The following is a 16,795-nucleotide window of genomic DNA, read 5'->3' on the forward strand; positions in this document are numbered from 1 at the left end:
TCATGCCGGACGCACTGTCGTGCAAACGGCGCGTCGCTCCATTCGAACACCGATTTCTCCACGAACGCCGATGACGAACCCGACACCCAACATTCTGATCCTGATGGCCGACCAGTTGACGCCATTCGCGCTGCCGGCGTACGGCAACCACGTCGCCCGCACGCCGACGCTCGACCGGCTCGCCTCGCAAGGCGTGGTGTTCGACGCGGCGTATTGCGCGAGCCCGCTGTGCGCGCCGTCGCGCTTCTCGCTGCTGACCGGCAAGCTGCCGTCGGGAATCGGCGCCTACGATAACGCGGCCGAATTGCCGGCGCAAACGCTGACGTTCGCCCACTACCTGCGCGCGGCCGGCTACCGGACGATGCTGTCCGGCAAGATGCACTTCTGCGGCCCCGACCAGCTGCACGGTTTCGAGGAGCGGCTGACCACCGACATCTACCCGGCCGACTTCGGCTGGGTGCCGGACTGGGATCGCCCGACCGAGCGGCCGAGCTGGTATCACAACATGAGCTCGGTGCTCGACGCCGGCCCGTGCGTGCGCACTAACCAGCTGGACTTCGACGACGAAGTCACCTTTGCCGCGAAGCAGAAACTCTACGACGTCGCGCGCGAGCGCGCGGCGGGCCACGACGCGCGGCCGTTCTGCATGGTCGTGTCGCTGACCCATCCGCACGATCCGTATGCGATCACGCGCGAATACTGGGATCTGTACAGCGACGACGAGATCGACATGCCGGCCGTGCGGCTCGACGCGGCCGACAGCGATCCGCATTCGCAGCGGTTGCGATTCGTCTGCGAAAACGACCGTACGCCGCCGACCGATGCGCAGATCCGCGCCGCGCGCCGCGCGTATTACGGCGCGACGTCGTACGTCGACACGCAGTTCGGCAGCGTGCTGACCGCGCTCGAGCAATGCGGGTTCGCCGACGACACGATCGTGATCGTCACGTCCGACCACGGCGACATGCTCGGCGAGCGCGGGCTCTGGTACAAGATGACGTTCTTCGAGGGCGGCTGCCGCGTGCCGCTGATCGTCCATGCGCCGGGCCGTTTTGACGCCGCGCGCGTGCGCGGGCCGGTGTCGCACGTCGACCTGCTGCCGACGCTGGTCGAACTCGCCGGCGCCGCGCCCGACGGCGGCTGGCCCGACCCGGTGGACGGCGGCAGCCTCGTGCCGCACCTGCGCGGCGCGCCCTCGCACGACGTCGCGCTCGGCGAATACCTGGCGGAAGGCGCGGTCGCGCCGGTCGTGATGATCCGCCGCGGCGACTGGAAGTACGTGCATTGCCCGGCCGATCCCGACCAGCTCTACAACCTGGCCGACGATCCGCGCGAGCGTACGAACCTCGCCGGCCTGCCGGCGGCGGCCGACATGCTCGCGGCGTTCCGCGAAGAGGCCGCGCGGCGCTGGAACCTGCCCGAGCTGGACCGGCAGGTGCGCGCGAGCCAGCGCCGGCGGCGTTTCCATTACGCGGCCACGACGCAGGGCCGCATCCAGGCGTGGGACTGGCAGCCGTTCACCGACGCGAGCCAGCGCTACATGCGCAATCACATCGAGCTCGATACGCTCGAAGCGATGGCGCGCTTTCCGCGCGTCGGGCGCTGAGCGTCCCACATCGCGATCATGAATGAACGACGGAGGAAGCGGACGATGAAACGGCAATGCAATGCAGCAACCCGGATCGGCGCGGCGCTTGCCGCGGCCGCCTGCATGACGGCAACGACAGCGGCACACGCGGCCGAGCCGCAGACCTGCCGCGACGTGCGGATGGCCGCGCCCGGCTGGACCGACATCGACGCGACGAATGCGATGGCGGGCGTCGTGCTGAAGGCGCTCGGCTATCGGCAGGACATCGCGAACCTGTCGGTGCCGATCACGTACCAGGGGCTGAAGAAAGGGCAGGTCGACGTGTTCCTCGGCAACTGGATGCCGGCGCAGGGGCCGCTCGTGAAGCCGTTCGTCGACGAGAAGTCGATCGACGTGCTGCACGCGAACCTGAGCGGCGCGAAGTTCACGCTGGCCGTGCCCGACTACGTGGCGGCCGCCGGCGTGCATTCCTTCGCCGATCTCGCGCGCTACGCGGACCGCTTCGGCGGCAAGATCTACGGGATCGAGCCCGGCGCGCCGGCGAACCAGAACATCAAGCGGATGCTGTCCGACCACGCGCTCGGCACGGCGAACTGGTCGCTCGTCGAATCGAGCGAGACCGGCATGCTCACGCAGGTCGAGCGCGCGGTGCGCGACAAGCGCTGGATCGTGTTCCTCGCGTGGGAGCCGCACCTGATGAACACCAAGTTCCACCTGACCTACCTGTCGGGCGGCGACGCGTATTTCGGGCCGAACTACGGCGGCGCGACGGTCAACACGGTGACGCGTGCCGGATTTGCCGACCAGTGCACGAACCTCGCGCGGCTGTTCCGGCAGATGACGTTCTCGGTCGACGTCGAGAACCGGATGATCGCCGACATGCTCGACAACAAGACCTCCCCCGCGCTGGCCGCGCAGCATGCGCTGAAGGCCGATCCCGCGCTCGTCGCGGGCTGGCTGGACGGCGTGACGACGAGCGCCGGCGCGCCCGGCCTGCCCGCCGTGCGGGCCGCGCTCGACGGCCACTGACGGGCGCCGGCGGTTCTCCGGCGGCGGCCTTTGCGGCCGCCGCCCGTCATCCGTGTTTTCCCGAGCGGGTCGCATCGAGACCATTTGGTGTCGCCTTCAGACGGGTGACGGGAAATATGGGTTTGTATTTTTCGCCAATGGCCGGGTTATTGCGAAAAACGCAATACCGAAGCCATCGGATGTACCGAATACGAATCAACCGGCCCACGGCGGTACGTGGCCGGCAAGGATTCTTTCCATCGAACGGGTCAGGGAGGGTGGTCGACAATGAAGCAATCGAAAGTTGCCGTGGCAGTCGCGCTGGCGTGCGCGGCGTGTATTCCCGCGATCGGTCATGCACAGAGCAGCGTCACGCTGTACGGGATTCTCGACGCGGGCGTCACGTATGTGAACAACACGGGCGGCTCGCACGTGGTCAAGTTCGACGACGGCGTCGCATACGGGAACCGCTTCGGGCTCAAGGGCACGGAGGATCTCGGCGGCGGCCTGAAGGCCGTGTTCGCGCTCGAGAGCGGCTTCCATCTCGGCAACGGGCAGCTCGGCTTCGGCGGCGCCGAATTCGGCCGCCAGGCTTATGTCGGCCTGCAGAACGGCTGGGGCACGCTGTCGTTCGGCAACCAGCTCGACATCACGAACGAACTCGTATCGATCTACAACATCTCGGCGTGGGGCAGCGGCTATGCGATCCACCAGGGCGACTTCGACCGCTTCAACGGCGACCGCCTGCCGAATTCGGTGAAGTTCCTGTCGAACGATCTCAACGGCTTCAAGGTCGGCGCGATGTATTCGTTCGGCAACGTCGCCGGCAACTTCCACCGCAACAGCGCATGGAGCGCGGGCGCGAGCTTCACGAAGGGCGATTTCTCGATCGGCGCCGCCTACACGCGCCTGAACAACCCGAACGGCATCTACGCGTTCGACCCGTACGCGATGATCGGCACGCATACGTTCCTCGGCCAGCAGACCGTCACCGTCGATCCGGTCACGGGCGCGCGCACCGACCTGTACGCGAACACGCCGATGAACGTCGACAGCCAGGGCACGTTCGGCGTCGGCACGAGCTACACGATCGGCAAGCTGTCGCTCGACGCGAACTTCTCGTACACGACGATCAAGGGCTTTGGCCAGTCGTCGCACATGCAGGTGTACGAAGGCGGCGGCCTGTACCAGTTCACGCCGGCGCTGAGCTTCATCGCGGGCTACCAGCACACGCGCTTCGAAGGCCACCACTGGAACCAAGGCACGGCCGGCCTCCACTACCTGCTGTCGAAGCGCACCGACGTCTATATCTCGGGCGACTACCTGCGTGCGTCGCAGGGTGTCGACGCGGTGATCGGCTACAGCTTCACGCCGTCGACGACGCAGACGCAGGCCGACGTGCGGATCGGGATGCGGCATTCGTTCTGAGCGGGGCAGGTCGGGTTTTCCACGTCTTCAGCGAGGTCTCTCTTTGGCGCGAACTGCGGTTCGCGCTTTTTTTTGCCTGTCGATTTCGGTGATCGGTTACTTCATGTAAAAGTCGAACTCCGCATCGTAGGTCCGGATGCTCAGATCGATCTTTTCGCCATCCAGTTCGAAGGTTGTCGGCGTTGCGTCGATGCCGCATTTCTCCAGCTCGGCGCGCAGGTTCTCCTTGTTGACCGGCAGCTTTCTCTCCTGCAACCACGCAGCGATCGGCGGGTGCTTCAGCAGCTTGCCGAAATAGACGCCATGGCGCGGCTTCACTTTCAGCGTGAGGGCGGCGCGCAGGCAGATATCGAGGATCGAGCCCGCCGGTACGATTTTCGTCGCGTCGGGCTGGGGGGACGCCGTTTCATCGATTTCCGCCGAAAACACGTCGCGCAGGACGGGCGCGACGACTTCCCCGTAAGACTTGTCGAAGCGATCGAGAAAATCCCGGGTTGCGACGTCTTCCGCCGCAATCTCCTTGGGTTTGCCGGCCTGATGGATCTGGAAACAACCGTCTTCGTCGTTGAAGCGGATCAGGAACAGCGAGAACTTCCTGTTTTCCTTGACGACGACGTAGAACATCACCGGCACCTGGATCAACGAGGCGTCGATCCCGCCTCGCATCAGGATGTCCTTGAATTTGGCAAGATGGGCGCGATCATGGTCGGGCAGGTCGAACGCATGCGTTTGCGCCGCCCACTGCATCGGCGTGATCGCGCCGCAGAGATCCTTGTTGAAGTCGCGGCCGAACAGCGTTTCGCGGTAGTCCCACAGCAGTTCCTTCGCGCACTCGTCGATCGAGATGTTGGTGCGAAACTTGGCTTCGACGAAATGATGATCGTATGACTCGTGGCCGATCAGCAGATCCGGAAGGTTGCCGATGTAGCGCTGGATCTTGCTGGCGTTGCTACGGCCAGCGTCGCTGCGCGCACGCGACGACCGATTGGCAAACTGGGATGCGAAATGCTCGACACCGGCATTCTCGATCTGAAAACCCATTGCCGCAAAATGATTCTTGCAAATCGCCTCGACGATATCGCCTTTGATCCGACGTACACCGAAAGCATCTTTCATCACCGTTCTCGATCCATGGACAGGGAATATTGCGTACGATCCTGGCATGCGAGGCATGACCGAATTTTCGGGCCGTACGATCACGTTGCCGACAATCGCGGTTATCGGCAGATTTTTTCAGTCGCCCTCCAGCAGCTTGTGCAGCATGCGCTTCGGATTCTTCAGAAAGGCCTGCATGAGCGAGCGGATCGCCGGCAATGAAAACGGGTAGCGGTCGAACGACTCGACCTTGTCCCGCAGCAGGGAAATTCGGCTGATGTACTGGGTGGAAATCATCGTAGTCGTCGCAGTCGTATTCGCAGGGGGCGCGCCGTTCCGGATCACGTGGCGATCGGCACTTCGCCGCGGTCTATTCCTGATATGGTGCGCAGCCCTTCCGGTCCTTCTCCGTTGGGGCGCCATGCTGGGCGGCATCCAACCAGCCGAGGTTGAACTGGGTATGACTGTAACGACACCGGAGCGTGGGCCGAGTGGACACGGTCTTGCTATCGACGGCCAGCGTATCCAGCTTGAGCGGCACCGCAGGAAAGACGACATCGGCCAGCGCGATCTGGCGGGCGTCATGTTTGGTCCGGTATTTGTCGATGCGCCATTCCGCTGCTTTGCCGGCTACGACGCGATAACCTGAAGGCGCGAGCTTCGGGGACGAATAATAGAGTGCCATCGGCCGGTTCAACCGTGCGTCGTCGCTGGCTTCGAAGCGAAACAGCTTGCCGGGCACGAACAGGTCGGTGGGCGGATCCTTGAGATCCGGATGGAATTCGGGCTGATTCGCAAAAATCCATTGATGATCGTCGTCGTAAATCACCAGCTGGATGTCGATGTTGCCGGGATAAGCCAGCGTGTTGAAATCCTCGACTTTCCGGTAAAGGACCTCGGGCGGCGACGAACTGGTGTTCTTGTTGTTGGCCAGATAACCGGGATTGGCCAGCACGATTTCCGGATAGCGGCCGAATGCCCCCATCAAACGATATTTCGTTCCCGGAACATAGGCGGAGAGCGGGCGACGCATGGGCACGTTCTCACCCTGAACCTGCCAGCTGAGCTTGGGCGCATCAAGAAGATTTTTCCAGTCCGGGGCGGCGCCGCTCTTCAACGCAACCAGGTTTTGCTCTTCGCACTTACCCTGGAAGCAATCCTGATACATGTAAAGGTCGATACCGTCTTTTTCCAGCGCAAGCCACGGAACCGGATTGGCGGGAATGCTGTAAATCCTGTGGTACGTCTCCGTCTGGACATTCGGAACGATCAACGGTGGACAGCCCGCGAGCAACGCGCTGACGGGTAACAGCGCGAGCCATCTGGCCCGTTGCCAATATTTTGTTCTGGTAATCCCGGCCTTGCTGATCATGGTGTCTTGTCGTTATTGAATCGACATGTTTTTGTCGATTGCCGTGTTTCGACGTTCCGGAAGACGGACAGTGGTGGCCTGCGGGCGGGCGCCCCGACATTCGCGGCATCGCCGGCCAACCCCGTCTTTCGCTCTCTGTTCGTCTATTTATCGGATGCCCTGCCAATCGTCAAATGATTTTCCGCAGCGATTCGTATCCGGCGCGGTTGATCGTTGCAAGCGGGACGACCTCGGGCGGGCCGTGAGCGGCGCAATAAAAGCGACTCACGCGATGACCGAATACCCCAACCTGCACGCCGTCCGCAAGATTCCGGCGAATTTTTTCGCCGTCACGCGCCGACCCGGGCGTCGGCTCGTTTCCGTCGTTTGTCATATCATCGCGACTTGGCCGCGGCACGGCCGCCGGTCGAGCGGCCCGCGACCGGATGCACCGTGCCGCCGCTCGCCATGCGCCGATCGCCGAGACCCCGATGACGACCCCGTTACCCGAAGCCAGCCTGCCGTCCGACCCGCCTGCCAACCTGTTCCGCCACGTCCCGTTCCTGCGCTTCTGGGGCACGCGCGTGATGTCGTCGCTGGCGTTCCAGATCCTGTCGGTCGCGATCGGCTGGCATGTCTACGCGATCACGCACAGCGCGTTCGCACTCGGGCTCGTCGGTCTCGCGCAGTTCGTGCCGATGTTCGCGCTGACGCTCGTCGTCGGGCAGGTCGCCGACCGCTACGACCGGCGGCGCATCGCGACGATCTGCCAGAGCGTCGAGGCGCTCGCGTCCGGCGTGTTCCTGCTGGGCGCCGCGCAGGGCTGGCTGGGCGCGCCGGGCGTCTATGCACTGGCCGCCATCGTCGGTACTGCGCGCGCATTCGAGTCGCCGTCGGTGTCGTCGCTGCTGCCGGCCGTCGTGCCGCGCCCCGAACTGCCGCGCGCCACCGCGCTGTCGACGTCCGCGAACCAGGCCGCGCAGATCCTCGGCCCGGCATGCGGCGGGCTGTTGTACGGCTTCGGCGCGCCGGTCGCATTCGGCACCAGCGTGGTCGCGTTCGCGATCGCGGCGATGCTGAGCGGCAGGATTCCGCTGCGCAGCGCACCGCCTTCGCGCGAGCCCGTCACGCTGAGGTCGGTGTTCTCGGGGATCGCATTCATCCGGCGCGAGCCGGCGATTCTCGGTGCGCTGTCGCTCGACCTGTTCGCGGTGCTGTTCGGCGGCGCGACCGCGCTGCTGCCGATCTATGCGCGCGACATCCTGCAGGTCGGGCCGTGGGGGCTCGGCGCGTTGCGCGCGGCGCCCGCGGTCGGTGCACTCGCGGGCACGCTGTGGCTCACGCGCTTTCCGCTGAAAGCGCGGCCCGGCCGCGCGATGTTCGGCGGCGTGCTCGCGTTCGGCATCGCGACGATCGTGTTCGGGCTGTCGCGGCATTTCGCGCTGTCGCTGCTCGCACTCGCGGCGCTCGGCGCGTCGGATGTGATCAGCGTGGTGGTGCGCCTGTCGCTCGTGCAACTGCGCACACCCGACGAGATGCTCGGGCGTGTGAGCGCCGTCAATGCGCTGTTCATCGGTACATCGAATCAGCTGGGCGAATTCGAGTCGGGCGTGACCGCCGCATGGTGGGGCGCGCCGACGGCGATCGTCGTCGGCGGGGCGGCGACGATTGCCGTCGCGCTCGCATGGATGCGCCTGTTCCCGCAACTGACGAACATGAAGTCGCTCGAACGCGATGCGTGACGCTCGTCAGGCGCGGCGGCGACTGGTGCCGTCGCGTGATGGCGAGGCCACCGTCATGCCCCGCTGTCGCGCGCCACGCGCACGGCCGTGCCGTAGCAGATGACTTCCGTCACGCCCGTGCCGATCTCGGTCGAGTCGTAGCGCATTGCGACGATTGCATTCGCGCCGAGCCGGCGCGCCTCGGCGAGCATCTTGTCGAAGGCCTGCTGACGTGCTTTTTCGCACAGCGACGTATAGAGCGTGATGTTGCCGCCGAACAGCGTCTGCAGGCCCGCGCCGAACGAGCCGACGATCGAGCGCGAGCGCACCACGATGCCTTGCGCGACACCGAGCGAGCGTACGGTCGTATGGCCGGGCAGATCGAACGCGGTCGTCACGCGATCGGGCGAGAGGTCGTCGAGGGAGCGGGAAGTGTCGTTCATGGCGGAGCCGGTGCGGGCGGTAATGATCGAACGACGATTCTATCCGGATGCGAACGCGGGGCCGCGCAACAACGCAGCGCCCGGCGTCAGCGCGTCGCGCGCCGGTCGCTGCGCGGACTCACGCCGAACCGCGCGCGATAGGTGCGGGAAAAATGCGAGGGCGATTCGAACCCGCACGCGACGCACACCGACGTGATGCTCATGTCGGTCTGTTGCAGCAGCTCGCGCGCGCGTTCGAGACGAAGGTTCTGGTAGAAGCGCGTCGGCGTGTCGTTCAGCGTCGTGCTGAACAGCCGTTCGAGCTGACGCCGCGTGATCGCGACTTCTTCCGCGAGCGCATCGGAGCCGAGCGGATTCTCCATGTGCCGCTGCATCGTGCCGATCACCTGGATCAGCTTGCGGTTGTGCACGCCGTAGCGCGCGGCGATCTCGAGCCGCTGGCTGTCCGAGCGCTGCCGGATCCGGGTAACCACGAACTGCTCGGAGATCACGGCCGCGAGATCGGCGCCATGCCGCCGCCCGATCAGGTCGAGCATCATGTCGATCGACGCGGTGCCGCCCGCGCAGGTGATGCGTCGATCGTCGATCTCGAACAGCTCCTGTGTCGCGTTCAGATCCGGATAGCGTTCGCGGAATGCGGCGAGCGCTTCCCAGTGCAGCGTGAGCGGCTGCGATGCATCGAACAGCCCGGCTTCCGCGAGCACGAAGCTGCCCGTGTCGATCCCGCCGAGCGTCGCGCCGTGCCGGTGCTGGCGGCGCAGCCAGTCGGCGAGCGGGCGTGTGTAGCACACGAGCGGATCGAAGCCGGCGACGACGAAGACCGTGTCGACACGCTCGACGTCCGCACACGCGGCTTCGGCCGCGACCGGGATGCCGTTGCTCGCGGCGACGGGCGCGCCGTCGACGCTGATCACGTGCCAGCGGTAGAGCTCGGCGCGAAACCGGTTCGCGACGCGCAGCGGCTCGACGGCGGACATGAAGCCGAGGGCGGAGAAGCCGGGCAGCAGCAGGAAGTGGAAATCCTCGGGCATTGCAGTGGGAATGAAATCCGGTGAACGTCTTGCATCGTGCGGGGCGGTGCACACACGGGTGTGCGCCGGGGCCGGCCCGGCGGGAGTCGGGCTGGCCGTTCGTGATTATCGCGGGTTTTGCGTGGTCAGCGGGTTTTCGTATGGCGTGCCGAGCGGCGCACCGTCGTCGAAGGCAGTTCGCCGAACTGGGCCTTGTATGCGCGCGCGAAATGGCCGAGATGGATGAAGCCCCAGCGGGCGGCGGCATCGGCGATCGACAGGTCGGCCTGTCGCGTATCGAGCAGCAGCCGCCGCACCTGCGCGAGACGCAGCGAGCGCACGTAATTGAGCGGCCCCGTCTGCACGACCGACTGAAAGCTGTTCTGCATCGTGCGCCGGCTCACGCGCAGTTGCGTGCACAGGCTCAGGATGTCGACGGGCGCTTCCGGATGCTCGATCACGTAATCGTGGACGCGTCGCACGATGTCGGCGCGGCACGCATGCGTGAGGCCGTGCGGCTGCGCGGGCATTCCGTAGGTGAGCAGATCGACGAGCACATTGCCGATTTCGCCGCGCAGTTCGCGCTGTGCGCGCGCGTCGGCGAAGGCGTCCGGCGCCGCGAGCATCCGCTCGAGCAGCGTCGCGATCTGCAGGCTCGCGCGCATCCGAGCGGCGCCCGGCATGTCGACGACGCCGCGCCGGTACGCGCCGTCGTCGAGCCGGACGCCGGCCGCATCCTCGATCTGCTGCATCAGCGCGGCATCGACCACGACGCAGATCAGCGACATATCGTCAGGAGAATGGACCTCGAACGGCACGCCGCCGCGCGCAATCACGATCGCGCTGCGTTCGACCGGCGCGCCGCAGAACGCGAGCGGGCCGGCTCCGGCGAGCGGGATGCCGACTACGGTATGGCCGGACGGCATCCGTCCGCGCTGCGCGATGCGGACGTTGACGGTTTCCTGGAACAGCAGCAGGCCGTCGGGTGCGGCCTGCTTGACCGTGCTGCGGTAGGGACCGGGGCCGATCTGGTCATAGCGCTGATCCCAGCCGCGCAGCGCCTCCGCGTGCCGGTCCGCGTCGTCGAACATCTGGTGAAACACGAACACAGCGCCTCCGGTGGGATCGAGCAGACCGCGCAAGATTAAACCGACCGCGCGGTCGGTGCAACCGCCACGAGGGTTAATCCGGGCGCGATATCACGACGCCTGTGACGGAGGCCGCACGTGCCTTTCACGCCGATTTCCAATATCCCGAATTGGCACGCACGGGTTGCCGGTCTCGGTGCTGAGCGCATTTATTGGAGGACTACAGTCGCCGCACACAACATGAATCCCACTGGAGGCGACATGAGGACAAGGCGACGAACCGCCGCGTTCGCGACGACGCTGGCGTTCGCGGCGGCAGCGTGCGGCGGCGCGCATGCGACGGAAAAACCCGAGGAACTGGTCGTGCAGAAGATGCCGCCGTGGCATCCGCACGAGGTCTATGTGGTCGACATCTCGATGCCGTCGATGACCGACGGGCGCATCTACGTGTACGACGCCGACGCGAGGAAACTGCTCGGCCAGATCGACGGCGGGTTCGCGCCCGGGCTCGCGATCTCGCCCGATCACCGCACGAGCTTCGTCGCGACCACGTACTTCTCGCGCGGCTCGCACGGCACGCGCACCGATGTCGTCGAGATGACGGACAACACGACGCTCGATCACGCGGGCGAGATCGTGATTCCGCCGAAGCACGCGCAGCACGTGCCGTCGCCGTACAACACCGCGTTCAGCGCGGACGGCAAGCGGCTGTACGTCGCGAACATCACGCCGGCCGCGTCGGTGACGGTGATCGACGTCGCGTCGAAGAAGGTGCTGTCGGAGGTCGACATGGCCGCGTGCGTGCTCGCCTATCCGTCGGGCAACGATCGCTTCACGGCGCTGTGCGAAAGCGGCAAGGCGCTGACCGTCGCGCTCGACGCGAACGGCAAGGAGACCCGGCGCACGATGTCGGACGCGTTCATCGACGTCGACAAGGATCCGGCCTTCGTGAACGCGTCGCCGTATCGCGGCGGCTATCTCTTCACGACCTTCAGCGGCAATGTGCGCAGTGCCGATTTCAGCGGCGCGCAGCCCGTCTTCGGCAAGCCATGGTCGCTGGTGACGGCTGCCGAGCGCGCCGACGGCTGGCGGCCGGGCGGCATGCAGCAGACCGCCGTGCAGGCGAAGCTGAACCGCTTCTACGTGCTGATGCACAAGGGCGACGAGCACTCGCACAAGGATCCCGGCACGGAGGTCTGGGTGTACGACCTGCAGACGAAGCAGCGCATCACGCGCTGGAACCTCGCGCAGCAGAAGATCGATCCGCTCGTGTCGATCCAGGCGAGCGAAGACGACAAGCCGCTGTTCTACGGCCTGACGGGCACGTCGGACCTCGTCGTGATGGACGCGCGCACCGGCCGGCTGCAGCACGTCGAAAAGCAGATCGGCAATACGTCGACGCTGCTCGTCAACCCGTGAGGCCGCGATGACGCTCGATCCCGTTCTCGTTACCGGCGCACCGGCCGGCGCGGCCGTCGTCGTGCTGCTCGGCGCGTTTGCCAAGTGGCGGCGGCCGGCCGCATTCCGCGACGCACTGGCCGGCTACCGGCTGCTGCCCGACGCGCTGACCGCGCCCGCGGCGTTCGCGATTCCGCTCGCGGAAGCGGCCGGCGCGGCGGCGCTGCTGTTCCCCGATACACGCGTGGCCGGCGCGATCGGCCTGATCGTGCTGCTCGCCGCATTTGCGGCCGGCCTCGCGATCAACATCGTGCGCGGCCATACCGACATCGACTGCGGCTGCTCGGGCTTCGGTGCGACCCGCGCGCCTTCGCATGCACCGCGCGGCATCGGCTGGCTGCATGTCGCGCGCGTGCTGCTGCTCGTCGCGCTGGTCGCGACGGCGCTCGTCGAACCGGGTGCGCGCGCGGTCGTGTGGTTCGACTACCTGACGCTGTTTTTCTCCGTATTGCTGATCGTTTGCGCGCTGCTCACGGTCGACGTGCTGCTTGCCAACCTGCCGCGCCTTTCCCACCTGAGGAATTCATGATGCAAACCGCTCTCACCGTTTCCACCGCACTGCTCTGGGTCGTCGTTCTCGCGCTGGGCGCGATCTGTCTCGCGCTCGTGCGCCAGATCGGCATTCTGTACGAACGCATCATGCCGGCCGGCGCGCTGATGATCGACAAGGGGCCGGCGGTCGGCGCGATTGCGCCGACCTTCGAGCTGACCGATATCCGCGGCGCGCACGTGAAGGTCGGCGGCATCGATGCGACGGGCAAGGCGACGCTGCTGTTCTTCCTGTCGCCGACCTGCCCGGTCTGCAAGAAGCTGTTGCCGCTGCTGCCGTCGCTGCAGGCGAGCGAATCGACACCGGTGAACATCGTGCTCGCGAGCGACGGCGATCTCGCCGAGCATGCGCACTTCGCGCAGAAGCACGATCTCGGCCGCTTCCCGTACGTGCTGTCGCAGGAGCTCGGCCTCGCATACCAGATCGGCAAGCTGCCGTATGCGGTGCTGCTCGACGAAAGCGGCACGGTGCGCGCGAAGGGTCTCGTCAATACGCGCGAGCACCTCGAAAGCCTGTTCGAGGCAAAGGAGCGCGGCGTCGCGTCGCTGCAGCAGTTCGTGCACGGCGATCACGCTCACGATCACGGCGCGCACGCGCAGCACGCGTGACCGGCCGAACCGCCTTCAACATCACGGGAGAACAACGACATGGGGCTGTTTGATTCATGGTTCGAGCGGTCGGCGCGCGGCGTCGCGCAGCACAGCTCGCGGCGCAGTGCGATGGCGAAGCTCGGCAAGGTGCTGGTCGGCTCGGCGATGCTACCGCTGCTGCCGGTCGACCGCACTGCGTACGCGGCCGATGCGGCGCCGGCGGCATCCGGTGCGCCCGCAGCGGGCGCCAGCGACGACCCGACCAGCTGCGACTACTGGAAGTACTGCGCGATCGACGGCTGGTTGTGCAGCTGCTGCGGCGGCACGTCGAGCAGCTGCCCGCCCGGTACGACACCGTCGCCGATCACGTGGATCGGCACCTGCCGCAATCCGCACGACGGCTCCGACTACATCGTGTCGTACAACGACTGCTGCGGCAAGACGTCGTGCGGCAAGTGCTTCTGCAATCGCAACGAGCGCGAGAAGCCGCTGTACAAGCTGTCGCTGAACAACGACATCAACTGGTGCATGGCGAACGGCAACGCGAACTATCACTGCTCGGTATCGGTCCTGCTGGGAGCGGCGAAACAATGAAGATGAAACATGCGATCGAGATCGCCGCCGCGGGCATCGCGGCGCTGACGTTGTCGGGTGCGGCCGTCGCGCAGCAGGCCGCGCATTACCCGGCCGGCAAGACGCTGTTCGATGCGCAGTGCGCGGTGTGCCATCAGGCGGGCGGCAAGGGGCAGGACGGACTCGCACCACCGCTGATCGAGTATCCCGGCAAGTACGCGACGGTCGAGCAGGGCCGCGCGCAGCTCGTCGCGACGCTGCTGCACGGGATGTTCGGCGAGATCCAGGTGCACGACAAGCACTACAACTTCAAGATGCCGTCGTTTGCGAGCGCGAGCGACGACGACATCGCGAACGTGCTCAATTACGTCGTGTTCGACCTGAACGCGCAGCATGGCGACGCGAAGCCGTTCACGCCGGCCGATATCCGTGCGGCGCGCGCGAAGGAAATGGACGGCACGGCCGTTCATGCGCAGCGCGCGATCGTCACGAAGGGGCTCGGGCTGTGAACGCCGCGCACGGCGTCCGGGGCGTGCGCTCGCCGCCGTCGCGCGCCGGCCGCATGACGCGTCGACTGCCGGCGCTGCTGCTCGCCTGGGCCGCCGCATGGGCGGCCGTTTCACCGGCGCATGCCGACGGGGCAGCCGGCGCGGCGCTTGTGCGACAGCACTGGATGCTCAACTGCATGGGCTGCCATACGGCGACGGGCGGCGGCATTCCCGGCAAGGTGCCGCCGCTGTCGAATTCGCTCGGCTATTTCGCGCATCTGCCGGCGGGGCGCGAATACGTGATGCGCGTGCCCGGCGCGTCCAACTCGGCGCTATCGGACCAGGAACTGGCCGACGTGCTGAACTGGGTGCTGACGACGATGAACCGCGACGCGCTGCCGAGCGACTTCAGGCCTTATACGGCCGCCGAAGTCGCTGCACACCGCCGTCCCGCGCTGGCCGACGTCGCGACAGTACGAACCGGTCTGATTCGTGCGTTGCGTGCACGCGGGATCGAAGGCGTCGCGGAACGCTACTGACCGCTCTATTCAAGGACGAACATGGAGACGAACGATACTTTCCCGCTGCTCGACGCGACCCGCGCGTTTCTCGCGAAACCGAAGCGGATGCTGGTCGGCGCCGAATGGGCCGATGCGGTGTCGGGCCGCCAGCTCGACGTCGTGAACCCGGCCGACGGCAGCGTGCTCGCGCGCGTGCCGGACGCTGACGGACGCGACGTGGAGCAGGCCGTCGCGGCCGCACGCCGCGCATTCGACGCGGGGCCGTGGCGCACCGCGAAGACGACCGACCGCGAACGCCTGCTGCTGACGCTCGCCGACCTGATCGAAGCGAACGCACGCGAACTCGCCGAAATCGAATCGCTCGACAACGGCAAGCCGGTGATGGTCGCGCAGGGCCTCGACGTGCCGATGGCCGCGCAGTGCTTCCGCTACATGGCCGGCTGGGCGACCAAGATCGAAGGCAGCGTGATCGACGCGGGCATGCCGTATCTGCCGGACAGCGAAGTATTCACATACACGCGCAAGGAGCCCGTCGGCGTGGTCGGCGCGATCATTCCATGGAACTTCCCGCTGCTGATGGCTGCATGGAAGCTCGCTCCTGCGCTGGCGACAGGCTGCACCGTCGTGCTGAAACCGGCCGAGGATACCCCGCTCACGGCGCTGCGGCTCGGCGAGCTGATCCGCGATGCGGGTTTTCCGGACGGCGTCGTCAATATCGTCACGGGGCGCGGGGCCACGGCAGGCGCCGCGCTGTCGCGCGATCCGCGCATCGACAAGATCGCGTTCACCGGCTCGACGCAGACGGGCAAGCTCATCGGCCACGCGGCGCTCGACAACATGACGCGGATGTCGCTGGAACTCGGCGGCAAGTCGCCGGTGATCGTGCTGCCCGACGTCGATCCCGACAAGGCCGCGCAAGGCGTCGCGAACGCGATCTTCTTCAACCAGGGGCAGGTGTGCACGGCCGGTTCTCGTGCGTATGTCCATGCAAAGGTATTCGACGACGTGATCGGGCGCGTCGCGCAGATCGCGCGCAGCCTGAAGATCGGCCCGGGCATGGACCCGGCGACGCAGGTCGGCCCCCTCGTGTCGGCGAAGCAGCGCGAGCGCGTGTGCGGCTATATCGGCTCGGGGCTCGACGAGGGGGCACGCGCGCTCGCGGGCGGGCGTGCAATCGACGGGCGCGGCTTCTTCGTCGAGCCGACCGTGATGGTCGATACGACGCACGCGATGCGTGTCGTGCGCGAGGAGATCTTCGGGCCGGTACTGGTCGCGATGCCGTTCGATGATATCGACACCGTCGTGCAGCTCGCGAACGATACGCCGTATGGTCTTGGTGCGAGTATCTGGTCGAACGACCTGTCGGCAATCCACAAGCTGGTGCCGCGCATCGCGGCGGGCACCGTGTGGGTCAATTGCCATTCGCTGCTCGACAACGCGATGCCGTTCGGCGGCATGAAGCAGTCCGGATTCGGACGCGAGCTGGGCCGCGCGGTGATCGAGCAGTTCACCGAAAGCAAATCGGTGATGATGAATTACGCGTGAACGCGGGCGGGCGCATGGCCGGCGCGCCGGCCATGCCTGCGCCACTGCACCGGTGTTCCGGCACGACGCCGCGCGTTCGGCGCCGATCGAACGCTGCCTTTCCGCTCCTCACTCTCCCCCGCGCTGCACCGCAACGCATGACGCATCGGGACAAGCCCCGATTCCTCGGAAAATTGACCGGGACGCCGTCCGACAAGGCCGAGCCGAACCGTAGTGGTTTCCACGCATAGTCGCAACCAGGCAAGAACAGGTCGCCGCCGGTCGTATTGCGTTGAAAATGGCCCGTTACTTTTGAGTCCACGATGCAGGCCGGGGCGCAATCCGCGCACCCGATGCAT

At 66.2% G+C, this 16,795-nt stretch carries 17 protein-coding genes and 1 pseudogene; 11 read left to right on the plus strand and 7 right to left on the minus strand.

All coding sequences use genetic code 11. The features are described from left to right. The first annotated feature begins 70 nt into the window (after positions 1–70). From betC to WS57_RS02700, 3 genes are all read left to right on the plus strand, one after another. The gene (gene betC / locus WS57_RS02690) at positions 71–1,606 is read left to right on the plus strand and encodes a choline-sulfatase (protein WP_059515229.1); all 1,536 of its coding nucleotides are present in this window, start codon (positions 71–73) and stop codon (positions 1,604–1,606) included. A 45-nt stretch (positions 1,607–1,651) separates the two neighbouring features. Continuing rightward, positions 1,652–2,617: a choline ABC transporter substrate-binding protein gene (gene choX, locus WS57_RS02695; protein WP_059515231.1), complete on the plus strand. Its 966-nt coding sequence runs from the start codon at positions 1,652–1,654 to the stop codon at positions 2,615–2,617. A gap of 267 nt (positions 2,618–2,884) precedes the next feature. Continuing rightward, the gene (locus WS57_RS02700) at positions 2,885–4,024 is read left to right on the plus strand and encodes a porin (RefSeq protein ID WP_040131129.1); all 1,140 of its coding nucleotides are present in this window, start codon (positions 2,885–2,887) and stop codon (positions 4,022–4,024) included. Between the two features lie 96 nt (positions 4,025–4,120). Here the strand turns inward: WS57_RS02700 and WS57_RS02705 are convergent, their stop codons facing one another. The 4 genes and pseudogenes from WS57_RS02705 to WS57_RS36785 all read right to left on the minus strand — a co-directional run bounded on the left by WS57_RS02705 (position 4,121) and on the right by WS57_RS36785 (position 6,864). After that, on the minus strand, positions 4,121–5,140 hold the full coding sequence (locus tag WS57_RS02705; protein WP_069243711.1) for a hypothetical protein: 1,020 nt from the start codon (positions 5,138–5,140) through the stop codon (positions 4,121–4,123). 177 nt (positions 5,141–5,317) lie between these two features. Continuing rightward, positions 5,318–5,416: pseudogene (locus WS57_RS36775) on the minus strand (AAA family ATPase); the annotation flags it as partial. A gap of 73 nt (positions 5,417–5,489) precedes the next feature. Continuing rightward, positions 5,490–6,491, minus strand: coding sequence for a hypothetical protein (locus WS57_RS36780; protein ID WP_155774251.1), 1,002 nt, complete (start codon positions 6,489–6,491; stop codon positions 5,490–5,492). A gap of 169 nt (positions 6,492–6,660) precedes the next feature. Then, entirely contained in the window at positions 6,661–6,864 is a 204-nt protein-coding gene (locus WS57_RS36785) for a hypothetical protein (RefSeq protein WP_155774252.1), read from the minus strand. A 97-nt stretch (positions 6,865–6,961) separates the two neighbouring features. Between WS57_RS36785 and WS57_RS02715 the strand changes: the two genes are divergently transcribed. Next, a complete protein-coding gene (locus WS57_RS02715; RefSeq protein WP_009688511.1) occupies positions 6,962–8,212 on the plus strand; it encodes an MFS transporter in 1,251 nt (416 codons plus the stop codon). A 53-nt stretch (positions 8,213–8,265) separates the two neighbouring features. Here WS57_RS02715 and WS57_RS02720 read toward each other — a convergent pair whose 3' ends face one another. From WS57_RS02720 to WS57_RS02730, 3 genes are all read right to left on the minus strand, one after another. Further along, positions 8,266–8,634: a YbjQ family protein gene (locus tag WS57_RS02720; RefSeq protein ID WP_009688512.1), complete on the minus strand. Its 369-nt coding sequence runs from the start codon at positions 8,632–8,634 to the stop codon at positions 8,266–8,268. Between the two features lie 86 nt (positions 8,635–8,720). Further along, positions 8,721–9,665, minus strand: coding sequence for a GlxA family transcriptional regulator (locus WS57_RS02725; protein ID WP_059515239.1), 945 nt, complete (start codon positions 9,663–9,665; stop codon positions 8,721–8,723). 125 nt (positions 9,666–9,790) lie between these two features. After that, entirely contained in the window at positions 9,791–10,753 is a 963-nt protein-coding gene (locus WS57_RS02730; protein ID WP_069243713.1) for a helix-turn-helix domain-containing protein, read from the minus strand. A gap of 240 nt (positions 10,754–10,993) precedes the next feature. On the opposite strand from WS57_RS02730, the gene WS57_RS02735 reads away from it, so the two are divergent. Genes WS57_RS02735 through WS57_RS02765 form a run of 7 tightly spaced genes read left to right on the plus strand, consistent with a single transcriptional unit; the run spans position 10,994 to position 16,457 of the window. Beyond that, positions 10,994–12,151: an amine dehydrogenase large subunit gene (locus WS57_RS02735; protein ID WP_069243714.1), complete on the plus strand. Its 1,158-nt coding sequence runs from the start codon at positions 10,994–10,996 to the stop codon at positions 12,149–12,151. 7 nt (positions 12,152–12,158) lie between these two features. Beyond that, the gene (locus WS57_RS02740; protein ID WP_069243715.1) at positions 12,159–12,719 is read left to right on the plus strand and encodes a MauE/DoxX family redox-associated membrane protein; all 561 of its coding nucleotides are present in this window, start codon (positions 12,159–12,161) and stop codon (positions 12,717–12,719) included. Further along, entirely contained in the window at positions 12,716–13,348 is a 633-nt protein-coding gene (mauD, locus tag WS57_RS02745) for a methylamine dehydrogenase accessory protein MauD (protein ID WP_069243716.1), read from the plus strand. Before WS57_RS02740 ends, mauD begins: the two co-directional genes overlap by 4 nt. A 39-nt stretch (positions 13,349–13,387) precedes the next feature. Next, the gene (locus WS57_RS02750) at positions 13,388–13,924 is read left to right on the plus strand and encodes a methylamine dehydrogenase light chain (protein WP_059515249.1); all 537 of its coding nucleotides are present in this window, start codon (positions 13,388–13,390) and stop codon (positions 13,922–13,924) included. Continuing rightward, positions 13,921–14,412, plus strand: a complete 492-nt coding sequence (locus WS57_RS02755) for a c-type cytochrome (protein WP_059515251.1) — start codon at positions 13,921–13,923, stop codon at positions 14,410–14,412. The genes WS57_RS02750 and WS57_RS02755 overlap by 4 nt, the downstream gene beginning before the upstream one ends. A 53-nt stretch (positions 14,413–14,465) precedes the next feature. After that, positions 14,466–14,930, plus strand: coding sequence for a c-type cytochrome (locus WS57_RS02760; protein ID WP_236871901.1), 465 nt, complete (start codon positions 14,466–14,468; stop codon positions 14,928–14,930). 21 nt (positions 14,931–14,951) lie between these two features. Next, positions 14,952–16,457, plus strand: a complete 1,506-nt coding sequence (locus WS57_RS02765; protein ID WP_069243717.1) for an aldehyde dehydrogenase family protein — start codon at positions 14,952–14,954, stop codon at positions 16,455–16,457. Positions 16,458–16,795 lie beyond the last annotated feature (338 nt).

The sequence above is a fragment of the Burkholderia pseudomultivorans genome (genome assembly GCF_001718415.1).
Lineage (GTDB): Bacteria > Pseudomonadota > Gammaproteobacteria > Burkholderiales > Burkholderiaceae > Burkholderia > Burkholderia pseudomultivorans_A.